Annotated in this window: 22 protein-coding genes and 1 pseudogene; 10 read left to right on the top strand and 13 right to left on the bottom strand. The window is 54.0% G+C overall.

The features are described from left to right. Together BUB69_RS03090 and BUB69_RS03085 are read right to left on the bottom strand one after the other, a co-directional pair. Nucleotides 1–279: transposase (locus BUB69_RS03090; protein ID WP_141121812.1), on the bottom strand; the 279-nt coding region annotated here is incomplete at its 3' end. Nucleotides 280–415: 136 nt separating this feature from the next. Continuing rightward, entirely contained in the window at nucleotides 416–1,192 is a 777-nt protein-coding gene (locus BUB69_RS03085) for a ParA family protein (protein WP_073162224.1), read from the bottom strand. A 191-nt stretch (nucleotides 1,193–1,383) separates the two neighbouring features. Between BUB69_RS03085 and BUB69_RS03080 the strand changes: the two genes are divergently transcribed. Then, nucleotides 1,384–1,653 carry a hypothetical protein gene (locus BUB69_RS03080; protein WP_245825252.1) on the top strand — a complete coding sequence of 90 codons (270 nt, stop codon included), beginning with the start codon at nucleotides 1,384–1,386 and terminating at the stop codon, nucleotides 1,651–1,653. Nucleotides 1,654–1,754: 101 nt separating this feature from the next. On the opposite strand, the gene BUB69_RS29280 is transcribed toward BUB69_RS03080, so the two are convergent. Together BUB69_RS29280 and BUB69_RS29275 are read right to left on the bottom strand one after the other, a co-directional pair. Continuing rightward, complete coding sequence (locus tag BUB69_RS29280) at nucleotides 1,755–2,012, bottom strand: NUDIX domain-containing protein (protein WP_281250890.1); 258 nt, start codon at nucleotides 2,010–2,012, stop codon at nucleotides 1,755–1,757. Then, the gene (locus BUB69_RS29275) at nucleotides 1,991–2,197 is read right to left on the bottom strand and encodes an NUDIX domain-containing protein (protein WP_281250888.1); all 207 of its coding nucleotides are present in this window, start codon (nucleotides 2,195–2,197) and stop codon (nucleotides 1,991–1,993) included. The genes BUB69_RS29280 and BUB69_RS29275 overlap by 22 nt, the downstream gene beginning before the upstream one ends. Nucleotides 2,198–2,857: 660 nt before the next feature. Here BUB69_RS29275 and BUB69_RS28785 point away from each other — a divergent pair. Beyond that, nucleotides 2,858–3,022, top strand: a complete 165-nt coding sequence (locus BUB69_RS28785; protein ID WP_175561622.1) for a hypothetical protein — start codon at nucleotides 2,858–2,860, stop codon at nucleotides 3,020–3,022. Between the two features lie 35 nt (nucleotides 3,023–3,057). On the opposite strand, the gene BUB69_RS03070 is transcribed toward BUB69_RS28785, so the two are convergent. Together BUB69_RS03070 and BUB69_RS03060 are read right to left on the bottom strand one after the other, a co-directional pair. Further along, nucleotides 3,058–3,861: a CHAD domain-containing protein gene (locus tag BUB69_RS03070; RefSeq protein WP_073162223.1), complete on the bottom strand. Its 804-nt coding sequence runs from the start codon at nucleotides 3,859–3,861 to the stop codon at nucleotides 3,058–3,060. 692 nt (nucleotides 3,862–4,553) lie between these two features. Continuing rightward, nucleotides 4,554–5,123 (bottom strand): TetR/AcrR family transcriptional regulator, encoded by a 570-nt coding sequence (locus BUB69_RS03060; protein WP_073162222.1) that lies wholly within the window; start codon nucleotides 5,121–5,123, stop codon nucleotides 4,554–4,556. 68 nt (nucleotides 5,124–5,191) lie between these two features. Here BUB69_RS03060 and BUB69_RS03055 point away from each other — a divergent pair, with 68 nt between their 5' ends. The 5 genes from BUB69_RS03055 (at nucleotide 5,192) to BUB69_RS03030 (ending at nucleotide 9,977) form a co-directional block, all read left to right on the top strand. Continuing rightward, nucleotides 5,192–6,070 (top strand): MBL fold metallo-hydrolase, encoded by an 879-nt coding sequence (locus tag BUB69_RS03055; protein WP_073162221.1) that lies wholly within the window; start codon nucleotides 5,192–5,194, stop codon nucleotides 6,068–6,070. Nucleotides 6,071–6,133: 63 nt separating this feature from the next. Continuing rightward, nucleotides 6,134–6,478 (top strand): RidA family protein, encoded by a 345-nt coding sequence (locus tag BUB69_RS03050; RefSeq protein ID WP_024667911.1) that lies wholly within the window; start codon nucleotides 6,134–6,136, stop codon nucleotides 6,476–6,478. After that, complete coding sequence (locus BUB69_RS03045) at nucleotides 6,475–7,470, top strand: alpha/beta hydrolase (protein WP_073162220.1); 996 nt, start codon at nucleotides 6,475–6,477, stop codon at nucleotides 7,468–7,470. The genes BUB69_RS03050 and BUB69_RS03045 overlap by 4 nt, the downstream gene beginning before the upstream one ends. Before the next feature lie 3 nt (nucleotides 7,471–7,473). Beyond that, a complete protein-coding gene (locus tag BUB69_RS03040) occupies nucleotides 7,474–8,841 on the top strand; it encodes an amidase (RefSeq protein WP_073162219.1) in 1,368 nt (455 codons plus the stop codon). Nucleotides 8,842–9,770: 929 nt separating this feature from the next. Further along, nucleotides 9,771–9,977 (top strand): hypothetical protein, encoded by a 207-nt coding sequence (locus tag BUB69_RS03030; RefSeq protein WP_073162217.1) that lies wholly within the window; start codon nucleotides 9,771–9,773, stop codon nucleotides 9,975–9,977. Between the two features lie 168 nt (nucleotides 9,978–10,145). Here BUB69_RS03030 and BUB69_RS03025 read toward each other — a convergent pair whose 3' ends face one another. Continuing rightward, on the bottom strand, nucleotides 10,146–10,643 hold the full coding sequence (locus BUB69_RS03025) for a GyrI-like domain-containing protein (RefSeq protein ID WP_073162216.1): 498 nt from the start codon (nucleotides 10,641–10,643) through the stop codon (nucleotides 10,146–10,148). A 143-nt stretch (nucleotides 10,644–10,786) separates the two neighbouring features. On the opposite strand from BUB69_RS03025, the gene BUB69_RS03020 reads away from it, so the two are divergent. After that, entirely contained in the window at nucleotides 10,787–11,194 is a 408-nt protein-coding gene (locus tag BUB69_RS03020) for a helix-turn-helix domain-containing protein (RefSeq protein ID WP_073162215.1), read from the top strand. 396 nt (nucleotides 11,195–11,590) lie between these two features. On the opposite strand, the gene BUB69_RS28780 is transcribed toward BUB69_RS03020, so the two are convergent. Then, nucleotides 11,591–11,746: a hypothetical protein gene (locus BUB69_RS28780; RefSeq protein ID WP_175561636.1), complete on the bottom strand. Its 156-nt coding sequence runs from the start codon at nucleotides 11,744–11,746 to the stop codon at nucleotides 11,591–11,593. Between the two features lie 139 nt (nucleotides 11,747–11,885). On the opposite strand from BUB69_RS28780, the gene BUB69_RS28400 reads away from it, so the two are divergent. Further along, the gene (locus BUB69_RS28400) at nucleotides 11,886–12,341 is read left to right on the top strand and encodes a hypothetical protein (protein WP_141121811.1); all 456 of its coding nucleotides are present in this window, start codon (nucleotides 11,886–11,888) and stop codon (nucleotides 12,339–12,341) included. 50 nt (nucleotides 12,342–12,391) lie between these two features. Beyond that, the gene (locus tag BUB69_RS28395) at nucleotides 12,392–12,736 is read left to right on the top strand and encodes a hypothetical protein (RefSeq protein WP_141121810.1); all 345 of its coding nucleotides are present in this window, start codon (nucleotides 12,392–12,394) and stop codon (nucleotides 12,734–12,736) included. Between the two features lie 236 nt (nucleotides 12,737–12,972). Here BUB69_RS28395 and BUB69_RS03005 read toward each other — a convergent pair. The 5 genes and pseudogenes from BUB69_RS03005 to BUB69_RS02985 all read right to left on the bottom strand — a co-directional run. Further along, nucleotides 12,973–13,263, bottom strand: a pseudogene (locus tag BUB69_RS03005) (DNA-binding protein); the annotation flags it as partial. 169 nt (nucleotides 13,264–13,432) lie between these two features. Beyond that, nucleotides 13,433–14,116: an HAD family hydrolase gene (locus tag BUB69_RS03000; protein ID WP_073162211.1), complete on the bottom strand. Its 684-nt coding sequence runs from the start codon at nucleotides 14,114–14,116 to the stop codon at nucleotides 13,433–13,435. Between the two features lie 18 nt (nucleotides 14,117–14,134). Beyond that, entirely contained in the window at nucleotides 14,135–14,524 is a 390-nt protein-coding gene (locus BUB69_RS02995; protein ID WP_073162210.1) for a DUF6957 family protein, read from the bottom strand. Nucleotides 14,525–14,833: 309 nt separating this feature from the next. Beyond that, entirely contained in the window at nucleotides 14,834–15,157 is a 324-nt protein-coding gene (locus BUB69_RS28155) for a hypothetical protein (protein WP_175561635.1), read from the bottom strand. A 69-nt stretch (nucleotides 15,158–15,226) separates the two neighbouring features. Next, nucleotides 15,227–15,961, bottom strand: coding sequence for a metallophosphoesterase (locus BUB69_RS02985; RefSeq protein ID WP_073162208.1), 735 nt, complete (start codon nucleotides 15,959–15,961; stop codon nucleotides 15,227–15,229). Between the last annotated feature and the right edge of the window lie 669 nt (nucleotides 15,962–16,630).

Genomic DNA, 16,630 nt, shown 5'->3' with positions numbered 1-16,630 from the left:
GGTCAGGCGTGCAAACTGGCGCATGGGCGTGATTTCGTAGAGCGCTTCTTCCATGGCCGGGTCGCTCAGGGAGAACCAGTTCTGCAACAGATGAATGCGCAGCATGGTTTCCAGAGGATAAGGTTTTCTACCACCGCCGGCCTTGGGGTAGAACGGCTCGATCAGGCCCAGTAGACCTGTCCAGGGCACGACCTGATCCATCTCGGCGAGAAAACGTTCGCGGCGTGTCTGCTTACGCTTGCCGGCATATTCGAAATCGGAAAAGCTCATCTGGCTCATGGGCGGCTCGGATCAGGTGGTCAGGCGTATTTCAGCACATCTTGGGACTTGTTCGGAGATTCCTTAGAGATAAGAAATTGCCTAACTTCTTTCGCATATTGGACTGCTGGACGCCAACTAAAGTCGTCCCTATCAATCAGTATTGCGTCTCTTCCAAAGCATGCAATAGGTCAACGAACTGCCTCGTCAGTTTATGGCGACGGTCGAGGTGAACCAAAGGTCGGCATAGCTCGTGAGACTCACGCATCTTGACTGAGCTACTCAGGTAGACCGGGAGCACTGGAAGACCTTCCGCTAGCAACTCTTCGACCATGACTCGATGCAGGCCTGCAGTGTTGGAATATTGATTGATGACAATGCCTTCAACGACCAATGTTTCATCATGGTCGGCCTTAAGCTCTTCAATCTGGGCCAACACTTGATAAAGGGCCTGGCGGGCGAACGTATCGCAGTCAAATGGGATGAGCACGGCATCGGACGCAATCAGAGCACTGAACGTATAGAAATTCAGCGCGGGAGGCGTATCGATGTAAATCCGGTCGTAGTCCTGTGCAAGCTCTTCTAGCAGCCGACGCAGCTTGTTGATTTTAAATTTTGACTCGAGCTTTGGCTGTAGGTCGGCTAGCTCACTGCTGGACGTAACGATGTGCAAATTGTCGTAAATGGTTTCAAAGATGTGAACGCGATTTTTCTTGGCCGCTGGCCCTGAAGACAGCGTTTGCTTGAAGAAGTCAGCGATGCCTACCGGTACGTCGTCGCCTGTTAAGCCTGTCAGGTAGTGGGTGGAGTTCGCTTGGGCATCAAGATCGACCATCAGAGTTCGGTAACCTTCCATCGCGCTTGCAGCGGCCAGGTTGCACACGATGCTCGACTTACCCACACCACCTTTCTGATTGAAAACAACGCGACGCATGTGAGCCCTCCGGTGGCAAAAGACTCCAGTTTATCAATATGTCATTTTGATCGAACGACTGCTTTGGTGAACTTTATATTTCAGCTAGCTTACACACTCCGCATCCCGCCAAGGACACATGATTGCAGGTTTCATAATTCGAGTTTTTGGATGTGAGAGAATCGGGAATCACAGACAGGAGGTCAGGCGTTTTGCAGACACTAGACGCAATTCGGATTCAGATGCGGGAAGCTGAGCCGGTACTCAAAGCTCTGGATCATGAGCTGGAAAAAATCAGCTTCGATCCCCGCAAGCGGGAAAGTATCGATGCGGCTATTGAACACGTAGTCCTGGCGATAGACGCACGGCTAAAGAGGTTCGAAAGCAACCCTATACTGGGCCCGATGGCGGAAGACCTGAAAGCTCAGTACGTGGAAGGGATTCACGCCCAAGTGGCTGACTCAGCGCTCAAGCGTGCCTGAGGTCTAGGGGCATCCAGATTCCCCCAACACGGCTGGCACTTGAGCCATGTATCAATGTGATGCAGGGTCAACTCTAGACGGTTGGGGGCGATTGCTCAGATCTAACTGGTTATGCCGGCCCTTGCGCTATTTTCGATGCCTGTATCGCAGCGCTTGAGCAGAGTGCGAATTGATCCCCGAACATTTCGCTTGCCCAGATCTTTTGCGTTGAACCAGCGACAGTCATCAATTTCGTTTGAAGCGCGTGGCTTCTGGTTCTCTGCGCGCCGGGCTTCGAACAGGAAGTGAATAGCTCTGTCGTCTGCGTACTCAGAAACATAAGATAGCTGATCGAACGTCAGCCCCGTCTCCTCAGCCATTTCACAGCCATTTCACGCATTGTCGCCTGCAGGGGTGTCTCGCCTTTCTCAACGCGACCGCCTGGTAGATTCCATTTGGCGTTTCGCTTGCGCACAAACAGGATTTCTTCCTCGTGGCTACAGATCACCGTCGCACGTCTCTTCAGATCCTTGTGCTTGGAGGTAACTGCTTCCATTGCGCCCATGAGTGATCCCTTCAAACTGTGCATTCATTCGGAAAGCCGGGTCGGCAAATGCTCTTCGACGACAGTGCGCTATGCACGTGTCGATATGATGACCATCCGCTGTTTCGGGAAGTTCAGCGACAAGGCCGACGAGGCAACTCATGACCAATAGAGCAGCGTCGAGCTAAAGGTAGCCGCTGGCGCACGACCGGGACGATGCTGCGGGATGCACCCAGGCCGGCTAGGTCAGTGACCTGGCAGGATTTGAGCTTCGATGCCAATCAAACCCTCAGCAATGCCTCATGCAGCTCAACAGTAGGTACAGCTTCTGCAGAGCGCTTGGACTGGAGCCATACGCGCATCTTGTCTACATCGAATATCTGACCCTGCTCCATCAGGCACAATATGAGCGGCCTGGACATTCTGTAATGCCACAGCGATCACATCTGCGTTCTTCCCAATCCTGGGCCTCAATGGTCTCTGCATAGCCTGCACAAATTAGGCAGCTCATGTGTAGCCTCCTGACGTTTTTATTATTTAGACGGCTGATCCGAGGGCGATCAGCCATCATTTTCTTTTGATGAAAATGCTTTTAAATGGGTGGTCGATCCGGCGGATCGGAAGACTATCAAGCCATTGTTTCAGCCAAGTGTTGGCTGGAACGACAAGGAGTAACGTATCGTGAGCATCGCAATTGAGAAAGCAGCAGTAGGTACAGATTGGCTAGTTATGCTGGACAGCTACCCGGTCACTTTCAGCACCGAGTTCGAAGCAGCCGCCTTTGTCGACACACTAAGAAGCCGCATCAATGCACCTCATGAGTTACCTGCCCGCTTACCCGAGTAGACCTCCAGTGACCCGATGCTGACAACCGGAATTTGCTAAGCGGTAACAGGCTGCCGAGCATCCTGCTGCTTGGTAGACACCTTCGGCAGGAGCGTGGATAGCACCTGCAATTTGGACTCCGCTGCATCAAGGGCCTTGATTGAAGCCTCTTCCCATTCAAGTGCGAGAGGCTTCAGGTCGGTTTCAATATCGGCCTTTAGGCACCACTGGTGGTGGTCGTGCCACGATCCCAAAGCCGACTGTACCGACTTCAGCGAGGAAGCAGCTTTCTTGCTGAGCGGAGAAACTGTAGCAAAGGATTCGGTCAAATATCGCGTGCGCTTGACCAATATCCGCAGCTCATGGCGGTCAAAATCAGGATCATTCAAAGCAAAGTGAAGCCGATCCACCTGCTTGGTGAGCGCCCTTCGGATCCGCTGCTCAAATCCGCCGCGCGTGTTCGCCAATGAAGACGAGCGCAATGCAGGTGGCCACGCATCCAACTGAGTAAAAAGCGCCTTCATTTCGCTCGAAACGAGAGCGGCCTCATAGCCCGGACGTAGCTTGGATCGCCGGCGATTGGCCTCAGCATCCATGCCCCTTTCGGTGAGTTCGTGAATCATCACCTCCAGATCTCGCACTGGAGTCGTCAGGCGCCCTACCTCCGCAGCTGCAATACGCAGTGGAGCCATCCCCTCGACATTTCGAACAGGAGCCAAGAGGCTACGAATGCGGCGTACCGAAATCCTCAGATCATGCAGCGCCTCAGGATCAGTATCTGACTCCAGCCTTGCTCGGGCATGATAAAGAGAGACCTGTAATTTCAGGATTTCAGCAACGTACCTGTTCACAAAGGACATGCGGCACCTTCCCGTCATAAATGTGCAATGCAGACTAGCAACAAATCCAGCGAATCCCTTTGTCACTTTTATTTCGTCTTGATACAGACCACAGAATTCAATTATCTGGAAAGTTCGTACTAACGCCATCGATGCCCCTGATCACCTGAACCCTCGAGGGCCTCCGGCTTTACGGGATTCACCTCATCGTATCCACTTGGTGCAAGGCCGGCCTCGATGCAATGAGTGCAGGGCAACGCCAAAGCCCGAGGATCGCCAATCAGACTTGCCACCTACAACGTTGAAAACCTTTTCAACCGCGCCAAAGCAATGAACCTAGAGGAACCGGCTGAGGGCAAACCAACGCTGGAGCGTTTCGCAAAGCTCAATGGTTTGCTCGGCCAACAGACCTACTCAGAGACAGACAAGCAATCCATGGTTCGCTTGCTGGATGAGTTGGGACTCAGCCGCTCAGACCGAGGGCCATTTGTCCTCCTTCGGCAAAATCGCGGCAGCCTGGTCAGACGACCTCGTAACGGAGGCATAACGATTGTCGCCAATGGTCGATACGATGGGGTTGGTTCTGCTCCAAACCACTTCATCGTGTCGGCATCGCCATGGATTGCCAATAAAGCAGGAGCGTCTTGTTTAGTCAGTTCTCGAAGGGTAAGGCCTAAGTTCTTACACCCTCATAGCGAGCAAATAGAGATCGGTTATTCCAGCATCCGAGTAACGATGCTGATCAATCGCTTCCCGACCTTTTCCGCGTCACCCCGGCTTTGGGCTGCAAGTTGTGCACCGTCGAGAATAAAGAGAATCTCGTTGGCCGTGTTTTCAGGATCGTCGATTCCGGCCTGCGAACAAAGAGCAGTCAAGCGTTCACTCAAGTCTTTGGAGTGAGCCTCAATCACCGCGCGAGCAGGATGGCATTTGTCCGGTAGCTCCGCGACTGAGTTAGCGAATGCGCACCCCCTGTCAGCATCGGCGGCCAAACGTCCAGCGATAAAATGCGCCCAGCCGAGTAATTGGGCTTTGGGATCTTCTGGGTGGTGGATTTTCAACTGGTCGAGTACGTCGGCATAGGCCAATGACTCAAGACGCAACCACTCAGCTACCAAAGCATCTTTATTGGCGAAGTGCCGATAGATGCCCATTTTCGTGGTGCCCGCGCGGGCAGCAATGGCCTCAACACCTACGCCACGGATACCGTCGCGATAAAACAACTCGTCTGCTGCAGCCAGGATGCGCTCCCGTGGCGGGAGCTTTTCAGGATCTCTTTTCATCGGTTCCTCTTGACGAAGATACCGATCGGTATCAATATGAGACCAATCGGTATCAACGAGACTATATCATGATTACGAAACACTACACGGTGGGTTCTGCCAGCATCACCAAGGTGATGGAGAAGCTGTTTGATGACTTCGCGCCCAACGCATTGCTTCCGCTGTGGGACGACACTCAAATCACCGATCAACGTCATTGGCTGATACCCGAACACCTCGATGCGTACGCGCAAAAGCTCGTCATCAGTGTTCATACATGGGTCATTAAAACCGGCAATTATACGGTGTTGGTTGATACCGGAGTAGGCAATGCCAAACCCCGGCCAGAGCTACCCATTTTCCACCACCTGGACGAACCCTGGCTTGAACGCCTAGAAGCAGCAGGCGTAAAGCCAGAGGATGTTGATTACGTCCTGCTTACCCACCTGCACATCGACCACATTGGTTGGAACACACACTGGGTCGATGGCCAATGGGTGCCAACATTCCCCAATGCCAAGTATGTTTTCCCAAAAACCGAGTACGACTACTTCCTCAGTGAAACCGGCCGCCAAACCATCGGTTACAGCGCCTTTGTCGACAGTGTAATGCCGGTCATTGCGTCGGGTCAGGCGGTGATGATTGAGCCTGAAGGGGGCGCTTTTCTCGATGAGTTTTACTTCCACCCTACCCCCGGTCATAGCGTTGGGCACATGTCCATTTCCATGAAGTCGGGGGACGACGTTGCGATGTTTGGCGGCGACGTCATGCACCATCCCATCCAGGTCGGTCACCCGAATTGGGCATCATGTTTCTGCGATTTACCAGAAGCTGCCAATCGCTCGAGACAGTGGATGCTGGGCTTTCTTGCCGACCATAACGCCCTGTACTTCAGCTCTCATTTCGCGGGTTCTTCTGCGGGGCGAGTACAGCACTCAACCCGTGGATACGCTTGGCATTTCGAATGATCGGGTGATTGCCCGTTGCCTTGCGCCGTTTCCAAACCCATCAAACCTCACCAAGGAACAACCATGACAACGCCCCATCTCTCTCCGTCTTTGCGCGCCGATAATCTTGTCTTCACCTCTGGCCAGTTGGCGTTCGACGAAACCGGCGTTATCAACGGCGATATTGGCGAACAAACCCGTGTTGTGATTGCCCGCCTGCAACAGGTACTGCGCCCGCACGGGCTTGACCTGCAGGACATCGTAAAAACAACGGTATTTATCACCAACAGCGACGACTTCCTGGCGTTCAACGAAGCCTATGCGCAAGCCTTCGGTGCCCACAAGCCCACCCGCTCGACTGTTATTGCCGGGTTAGCAGCAACCAACGCACTCGTCGAAATCGAAGCCATCGCCCAGGTGCGCATATGAGCGAATTTCAACGCAGAACACTTGATCCTGGTGCAGCCAGGGTTGTCGCCTTGATGCGCCAGGCGCCGATTGCAACTGGCGTTCCCACTGCTGAGCAGGCGCGGGAAGCATTTCGAATCAGCCGCCGCAACCTGAACGCGGAGCCTCCAACCATTGCTTCAGTGGAAGCGCTGACGGCGCCTGGCCCGGGGGGCTCAATCCCGCTACGCCTGTACCGAGGTCTTAACGTTGCGACGGGCGAATTGCTGCCGGCCTTGGTGTTTTTTCATTCGGGAGGTTGGGTCGTCGGCGACCTTGATACACACGACAGCGTTTGCCGCAGCCTGGCCAGCCTTGCCCGCTGCATCGTAATTGCCGTGGATTACCGGTTGGCACCTGAGCACAAGTTTCCTGCTGCGACCGAGGATGCGTTCGCAGCGTTGACGTTTGTTCATCAGCAAGCAGCCGAACTGGGTGTTGATGCAAACAAAATCGCCATTGGCGGCGATAGCGCTGGGGGCAACCTTGCCTGTGTCGCAACATTGATGGCGCGCGATGCCGGGCATCCACCTCTGGCGTTACAGGTGCTGATTTACCCTGCGACTGATTTCCGCGAAGAACACGCCTCACTGGCAGAGTTGGCTGACGAGCCTCCGCTGACGGCGGCTACATTGCGGTGGACACAACAGCAGTATCTGCGCAGTGAAGAAGACCGTCTGGACTGGCGTGTTTCACCGCTCCTTGCGCCCGACCTGAGCGGTCTTCCCCCGGCCTACGTTGTGACCTGCGGTTGCGACCCTCTGGAAGATGAAGGCGCCGCTTACAGCCAACGTTTACAGGACGCAGGCGTAGCGGTAACGCGTCGACATTTCCCTGGCCAAATCCACGGGTTCATCACCATGGGTCGGCTGATACCAGAGACTGCGGTGTTACTGGCTGAAACAGCCTGTGCGCTTGATGCCGCGTTTCATAGTGTCGCTCCCCCGCCTTACGGCCGAAAAGTGCGAGGCTAGGTCATGAAGCAGACATTAAACGAGTTGGCGTTGCGTTTGGGCCACGGGCAAATCACCAGTCGGCAACTGGTTGAGGCCTGTCTGGCTCAAATCACGGATCCGTTTGGGCAGGGTTCGCGAGCTTTTCGCAGCGTATACCGCGACAGTGCTCTGAAAACCGCCGACCACTTGGACGAACAGCGTCGCCTGGGTACGGTAGCCAGCCCCTATGCAGGGATACCGATTTGCATAAAGGACAATATCGATCTATGCGGCGAGCAGACGCTCGCGGGCTCGGTGATGCTGGACATGACCCAGCCCGCTCCGGTCGATGCTCCATCCGTTGCCCGGCTGAAAGCTGCCGGGTTCGTGGTGCTAGGCCGCACCAACATGACCGAGTTCGCCTACTCAGGATTGGGAATCAACCCGCACCTTGGCACGCCGCTGAATCCATTCGAGCGTGAAACAGGCAGGGTGCCGGGTGGCTCGTCTTCGGGTGCCGCGGTGGCTGTGAGCGACGCACTGGTCTACGGCGCCATCGGCACCGATACAGGGGGGTCGTGCCGAATCCCGGCTGCGCTCTGCGGCGTAGTAGGCTACAAACCCACGGCCTCATTCATCAGCCTTGAGGGCGTACTTCCGCTCTCGATCACCCTGGACAGCGTCGGGCCGCTGGCCAATAGCGTCGAGTGTTGCAGCATCCTGTTCAAGATCATGGCGGGCAAATCTGCGGCGACTGTCGCACCTGCAACTAAATCAGCCTTGAGGATGCTAGTACCGGACTTGGCCTATGTGGACGCCGACAATCAGGTAGTTTCTGACTTCGAGCACTCACTCAAAGTCCTGTCTGAGGCTGGCGTTCAGATTGAGCACCGCTCTGTGCCCGCGCTGAAAGCCGTGGAAGCCATCAATGCCGAGGGTGGGTTTGCGGCCTACGAGGCTTGGGCCTGGCATGCAGCGCGATCCTTCCCTCGGCAGCTTTATGATCCTAGAGTGCGCTCTCGCATTGACCGTGGAGAGGCAATAACGGCCGATGCCTACCAACGCCTCCATCGCCAACGCCGCCACTTTATCCAGTGCATTCAGCATGCGCTTGCAGGATTCGATTGTCTGCTGATGCCGACCACTCCCATCGTTGCTCCGACACTGCGAAGTCTTGAAGACGATGGCGCTTATTTGCGGGCTAATCACCTGATGTTGCGAAACCCGGGGCTGGTCAATGTCTTTGACGGCTGCTCAATTTCCATTCCCATGCATCGCCCCGGCCATGCCCCCACTGGGCTGATGTTCTCCGCCCTTGGCGGAGACGATATTCAGCTCTTGCAGAGTGCACGACAAGTTGAAGCCTTGCTGAATAAAAGCCATGACGGTGCGCGGCACGGCGGACTATGACAACTCGACAGCGCCTGCCGAAGGCATTGATGTCGTCATCGTAAACGGCGAGATCACGTGGCTACACGGCAAACATCTGGGTACCCGAGCAGGGACTTGAAGCCTTAGCCCTCAACAGGATTTATCTCCCGCCACCCATCTCTTCACACCCTCCAGGGTAGGACGTTTCGTGCCTACGGCACTCAGTCCTTTTAGGGTGTAAAGCCTAATCAGTGGCGATGCCCCAGAGACTGTTGTGATATCGATTATCGAGAGGTTCAGCCGCACACCTTGGGCGATCATCCGTTGGGTAATTCGACCCTCACGAATCTCTGAGTCAAACTCGCTCTCCACGGTTACCGGGGTGCCCATGGGCGATTGCTCAAGGCACAGACGACTTGCGTCCCGAAGATTTCTGTACGCTGCCGCAGCACTCGAATCTGTGCGGATCTCACCGTCAAAACTCCTTGAGTCAGTAAGCAGATCGGTGGAGCTGTTTGTGCAGCCGACGAGCAGAATCGATGCAGCAAGTATTCCTGGAAATTTCACGGTCGTTCCTTGTGAGGTGGCGCTGGAGGCTGGACTCTTGACCGACAGCAAGGTTGCTGATGGTGACGGCGCGGTTTGGGATATCAAAGCCCCGAATAATACGGGATGCCCGCGATTGGCGTGGAGGGTATCGAAAGACACTGCCGATTTCTGGTTGTGAACAGTAAAAGGCCGGGCAGCACGGCACGCCGGGTCGCCATTATAACTGCACCAGTTGGGGCTCAAATTTCAAACGCGCAACGGGCGCTGGCCTCTTAGGGGATTGTTGCAAATCGTGAAATCCGAATTCGCTAAGGCAGAGATCGACAACTGCGATTACGCGCATTCTGTTTATTTCGAATCGATCCGAAGCCTTCGCTACTGGCGACTATGTTGAGATAGAACAGGGAGGAACCGTCGTTATGGACAGTCAAGCAAGAGAAGCCAGAGAGGCTCTGATCGCTGTGCTAAGCACCGCAGCGTCCATGGGCATCGACATAGATCAGCTATGCCATTTGTCCGCAGAAGAACTGTCGTGTGAAGACGTCCGGGAGGATGTGAAGCCCTACGTCGCTGGTGCGATTTACCAGTTAGCGATTTGCATGAACTACGTCATTGATCCCGGTTGATCTGGATTGTCAGCGCCACCCTCGGGGGTGATCAGTGGTTAGATATCGACGTCTGAGAGTTGGTAATCCTCCTGCTCACATTGCCTTCCCGATCCGAGGCCTGAGGTTGGCGGAGCTGTCTGGAATACTCACCTACCCAGCTCCAACAATTACAGGTCGATCCCACGATTATGGTGCCTTGGGTCTGGAAAGCGGTATCCAGACATCCAAGTAACCATTGCCTTTAGACGGTTCGAAATCGGAACTGTACTGTTCGAACTCAGGGGCATCGGCAAGCTCATAACCAGATCCAGGAATCCAGTGAATGAAAATGGTGAAAAATGTTTTATGGATTGTCGAGATGTGCCCTAGGTGTCGGAACACAGCATAGTTTTGCGTTGGAACTTTGAAGTACCGAAAAGCTGACGGAAGACGTTCAACGCGGGAGACCTCCGTGCCGGCAATGTACTCAAAGCTACCATCCTCTCCAGGATTACAGCAAAGTCCGTAATTCCAGCTGTTTACCTGGTTTGGAACTCGTCCTATGTGAGGCACGAAAGCTTGCCACAAGCTGACGATGCCTTCGTTCTTATCGACGGTAAAACGATCCCCCAGACCTGCAATGAAAAACTCGGCTCTAGTTTCAAAGCGCGGTTCTGAGAGTGTTATCAGCTCAAGTTCTTTCATGCGTAAAACCGTCCCGCGTATCCGCGAGCTGCCAGACTATAGACCAACGCACTTACAGCAGATGTTAGTCTAAATCGCTATAGCGCGCCGGGTAGCACTCCATCAAGACAGGATCCGGTTGCCCCCCACTCTAGGAACGATTAATGTCGTTAAAGACAGCTTTCGCCGCCGTGCTCAAAGCGATGCGCAACAGTCGTGGACTCACGCAAAACCAACTCTCTGATGCGAGCAGTCGCACTTACCTTTCCAAACTCGAACGCGCGCAATCTAGCCTTACCCTGGATAAGCTTCAAGCTATCAGTCAAACCCTAGACTTGAGCCCTCTGACCTTGATCGCAATCACGGTCGCAACTGAAAGCCCTGCACCACTCCGCGAACTATTGAATCGACTAGAAGCCGAACTGGTTGATCTGAGGTGTTCAGGCGTGCTCAAAGAGCTTGGAATTGATTTCGAGGTCGTTACGAAAGCGCCGAGGGTGGCCGCTCGAATACAGCAAAATAAAACAACCGTCAGTACTTCGTTGCAAACAGAGCTGATTTTCAACGACTAAAGCAGCACGCGTGGGCGGTACAGATCGTTGCGCATTCATTCCCCACGCCCAATAGTCGCGTTCCATACTGTAATGGATTGACTTGATTGTGAGCGTTTACCCAACAGATCATGCTCAATGTTCAACGTCTGTCTGGGAGTAAGAAATCTGCCTCGAACTTGGTCGAGAATTAGCCTGACGCACATTGGTATCGCCCATTACCTTCAGAAAAGTCTTGATCGGGTTGAAGCTTGCAGCTCACGGCCATTGACTGGGCGACCCGGGTCAGGCGGCTTACTCCACCACGCGGCCTGCGGATCTGGCGGTCTCTACCTTGAAGCACCGCAGCCACCCCAGCGCCAACTTTGGATCGGGATCGATGCAAACGTGGATCGAACGCACAACGCTACATACAGGCTAAATATCGGTTTCCAAAGTGGAAGGGAACGACGCTTGAGCGATCCTGCGGCGCTTGACCTGGTCAACCATCCACTCTAGGGCTTCATCCATCTCTCGCATCATTGCGTCAAACTCTTCCGAAGTGAGCGGCCCTGGTACGTTGTCATGCTCCATATGGTCTCCACCAATCACTTATGAGGACTGCTTTCCCATCACACTTTTACAGCCCGAGATCGCCTGCGAAATAATCATCAGCGACTTCATCTGCAGCGCCCTTCGACTGTATCAGCTGCCATTGGAGATGCCGCTTTAGATGCAGTCTGAGACGCGATCGGACGACAATGAAGCCAGCGCCATCCCAAGAGTTCTCAAAGCTCCCAAGCGCGTGCATAGCTCGATCAAGCGCCTCAAACCCAGCTCGCCCTATCTGAGACACATAGATTCTGGTGGGTTCATCAAGTCCAGGTTGACGCTTGAAACTGGCGATACCTTCCTGAACGAGGTTTTGCAACCGCTCACCGAAAATGAGCGCCGCCTCTTTCCACACCCGGCCTTCAAAATCAATATCCACGAAACCTCAATTGGCAAGCGACGACGCACGTTGTACGACATTGGAAATGATGCGGACGCACCGATGGCGCTTTTTCAAAGCGGTGGGTTTGAAACCAAAGTGAAAAGCAGCGGCCTATCGGCCAAAGAGGCGACCTCCCCTATTCCCGATGTCCCCGCCCCCCCTAACTGCGCCTTCAAGTCTCCAACCAACCGCTAGAAGCTGGAGCGAAAAGCCTCAAAAACCGGCTGACCTGCCGAGGAAGCAGCGTGAGTGCAGAACCTGCTTTTTCTTTTGCTCTCAAATATAACAACTCCGTCTCGTTTAAAAATTTTCAAGTGGGGGGGGCGAAAATAAATGGAGACTTGGCGACGAACGGTAAAGAAATTGCCGTTTTGACAACGGTCAAAATCGGCCGCAGGGCACGCTTCATCAGGCGCTTCAGCAGAAAATATCGCTCCGAGGTGGGCATCTGTCATTTTGCCCTGCATCTCGTGCATCAATGGCTCACGGACAACCTTTTCGCTAGCTGTCAGTTCGATGTTTCGCTGCTTCATTTGCTCAGGTTGCCGTTCGCTGGGAAGCCTTGGGCATTGAGTAAACGCTCGCGCTGATGAACATGATTATTCAGCCAAGTGCGCCACTCCCTCCATTTGACGGAATGTTTTTGAGCGTGGACAGTAACGCCAGCTCGGTTAGGCTTAGGCTCATTACTCGCTAACAGGGAGCAGAAGAGATGGACACCAACCACCGCATGATCGCATGGTCGTCCACTTATGCATTAGTCGGAGGGATAACTGGCCGCACGTTTACATTGACCTTCATGCACGGGGTGATTAATGAGCAATTAGCGCAGGTGAGGCCGGGACACCACCATGATTTCAGGCACGTCTAAGAGGCCTACAAGACCGGGCGTCGCTGCAATCAGCTTGGCGTCAGGTACAGCACGGCGGACATCTTCCAATGCGCTTTCAACTGCTTCCTTAACGCTACCGGCCTCTCTCGCGAATTCAAGACTAAGGCGCCCGGATTGACCAACGCCCACCAGCGCATCGTTACACCCCTCCTCTGCCAGTCGCTCAACCAGGGCATCGGTGTCGCTAGCTTGTAACTCATACTTTAGAGTGAAGGTAAATTCCACCTCTATTACTCCGAAATACGGGGATTGCCTGGCTATTTTTTAGCTGTTTCCCGCTGAGCTTACTCTTTTTCAGCTTCAAGCCTTGGCGCTCGCAGGCGCAGCTATCAACGCCTCTGTAAGCTGGGTAGCGTGATGGCTGTGTTGTCTTGCTCCACATCGTCTTCACCAATCACTTATGAGGACTGCTTTTCCGGTTATGGTCGATGACCAGACCGGCAAATTGCAGAAGGTCGTAGATTTGCCCACGACCTTTACGATCTAAGTGGAGCCCCATCATCCCGATCAACCTCGGCCCATCCTGGTCGCATCTCTTAGAGTCACCAATCATCAATACGCGTCCCCGCTCGCCCCCGAAGTGGTGTCCCGGCTCCACATCCATTTGGCTACAAATGGCATTGTAGATAAGTGGATCAGGCTTGATGACTCCGACTTCATAACTGAAAGCGTAGCCATCCAAATTGGGAAAGAGTTTTCTGATGACAGGGCCGTATGGGCTGGCCAGATTCGAACAAATACCCAATTTCACGCCTGCGCCTTGTAACCGCGCCATGGCCTCTAACGCATCGGGAAATGGCTCAATAGACGCGAGTTCCAGTTCCAGTGCTCGTGTTAGTTCTTGACGCTTCGATGGCGAGAGAGAGATGCCCATCTGAGACGCCATCTCGACCAACGAAAGGTTCGTGGTCATCATGAAATGAGTGCCCTCCGACGTGAGATCACAGCCTTGTCGGCGCCCCTCTCGTATGAGCTCGCGATACGGATTCAACCGGCGATTGATCCGCACAATTGTTCCGAATGCGTCCAACACCACTGCTCCAATGGTGCCTACTGCACTTGGTGAGGTCGCTTCCACTACGACTCCCTTTTTCCTTCAGAATAACCGCACGACGGCTGAAAGGGACATGGATTTCCGACGCCCATGCCCGAGCAAAACGTACACCTTGGACTCAGTTTGAAAAAACATGTCGTCCGTAAAATCAATCAACGGTGTCGACCGAAACCAGTGCGATCTAGAAGTAGATGAACTGTCGAACAGCACGTTAAAAACTAGCAACATTGTCGGCTTTTTCCCCTCGGCGGCCAGCTCTTGGATGACGAGGTCAGGCGCTTCCAGATCGAGCCATACCCACTCGCCGACGATGCAAAAACTGCTGTCTGGAAACTGCTCCCGCGTGACTTGAATCGCATCCTCAAGCTCGATTTCACGTCCAGACATCACAACACTCGGCCCGATCATTTGCTGTACATCAAAGTCCTTCATGAATAATCCTTAAGTGAACTAGGGCAATTTCGGCCCACGCACATCGGAACGTAAGCCCCGTTGTCACCCGCCCTACCCCAAATATCGCGATAGCCAAAGGACTGTTAGTGCGCACGCTCGGCGCGCGCTGGTTAACGAACGTTTTCAGACGAGCTACTCACCGAGCGACCAAACTCTTCCTCGATATCACGGAACACGCTTTCGAGACCGGGATGTTGCGCTGAAGCACTTAGCCCTCGAACAAGAGCATGGAGCTCGCGCGCTTGAGCAACAGACATCTGTAAGTCACAGTAAATAGTGCTTGAGGCGTTATTCAACGCCACGATGCCCCTTTGCGTAATTGGTTGGTCGACCATCGAGTAGCTCTCCCCCGTTATGTTCCGTCACTAGAACGTAATGATCCGCACCATCCAAGGTTTGAAAGAGCTTGAACACCCCCCGGACAGCGATCAGGCGTACTGGGTTGGTGGCAACTGTCCCACCGTCGGGAACCATTCCAGACCGATCACAGAACACCGTTGCTGCAAAGCGATCCCCGACACGAGCTGCGTTGAACAGATAAGCATCCACGAGGACACCCCAGTCGTTACTCATTGCCTGGACAACCTCGCAAGGCATACTTTCTTTTTTCATCGTTTCAGACCGAGAAGGTGCGCGCCCTGCGAAAGAGATAACGTTTGATTTCAAAGCACACCCCCCCCCTCAGATATCAATTTCGAAGAAGGGATCAAACCCCGTTGACTCACCGGGGTAACCGCGCGGATTCGAAACAATTCGGCAACCACCCAGCTCTACGTCGGTATATTCGTGGGTGTGGCCAAAGACCCACAAATCCGCTTTCTCGATGAGTCTGGGCCAGTCGTTGGTGTAAGCCGCATTCAGATGCCCGTCATGCTTCGTTCCTACAACTACAGGTGATGGGGCGTGGTGGGTAATGACGATCGTTTTGCCTTCAAAAGGTTGGGCAAGCTGCTGGGCTAGCCAGGCCTTGGCGGCATGGTTGCGAGTGACGAGGTCATCGGGTCTCAGGCGTCGGTACCCCGCATCAGCCCGGATGTAATTGAAGTCGTTCATCCACTCCCAAGCCATCCTGCTGGCAGCCACCTGGTCGCCCGTTGCGGAAAAGTCCGTCCACGCTGCGGTGCCCAAGATGCGAGTGCCGTTGATGATGATGCTTTGGTTCTCGAGCAGATGGACATGGGGCTCAGCGGCGTCTCGCATTTTTTGAAGAGTTTGATCGATGTGGCCGTCATAAAATTCGTGGTTGCCGCTGATGTACACGGTCGGGCAACTGAACGTTTCATTTGCCCACTTCACGCCACGGGCTTTCTTGTCGATGTCTCCCGCGAGAATGACCAGGTCGACGTCGGGGTCGAGCGCCGGCGGATCGAAGCGGTGAAATTCGTTATGCAGGTCTGAGTAAATTCGTAGCTTCATCGCTCGGTCACTTATGAATTTGCTGTGTTTCAAGGTGGTTTAGAGATTGCTCGGTGTGAGTATTTGCACACCTGTTTGACCACCTCGCCGGCACCGTTATGAGCTTTGCTGTTTCCGAATACGTTTGATCGTTCATGTGGCCTTTAACGGCTTGGCTTGCGGCATTCGTGTCCCAAATGCCTAGTGGCGTACGCCAGAAAATCGTGGGCTCATTCCGTCCGGTGCCCACTCGCAAACAACATATGAGCTGCCATTGCTTGTTTCGAAGACGTGGTATCCGTGGCTCTCGAACCTTCGACGTAGCGAGGACGTTCGAACGGTCGCTCCATCTCGAAAACGCCCACGTTGTTCTTGGTAAACCACACCTACCAGGCAGTTGATTTCGTGATCCACACTCGCGCAGCACATTTAAGCGGTAGCCGGAAATTCAAACTGCACGGCTATAGCACGCTCGACGCTCGCGGGAATCGAGGTCGGCTTGACCTCCGCGGCGGTCTGCAAGCTGTTCAAGGTTTTATAGTCTGTAGGCATAGCAATTTACTCAACCTGTCCCGGCATGATGTCCTGTGTTGTTGACCTGTGTTCAATGCACTTCAAAAAACGGCCTGATAGCACCGTTTTCAAAGTAATGGTGCGCCACCACGAACAACCCGCCCGTGTCAGCCTGCA

It is taken from the genome of Pseudomonas asturiensis (assembly GCF_900143095.1).
Taxonomy (GTDB): Bacteria; Pseudomonadota; Gammaproteobacteria; order Pseudomonadales; family Pseudomonadaceae; genus Aquipseudomonas; species Aquipseudomonas asturiensis.
Note: the sequence above shows the minus strand (reverse complement) of the source record. Positions and strands in the feature narration are given on the sequence as shown.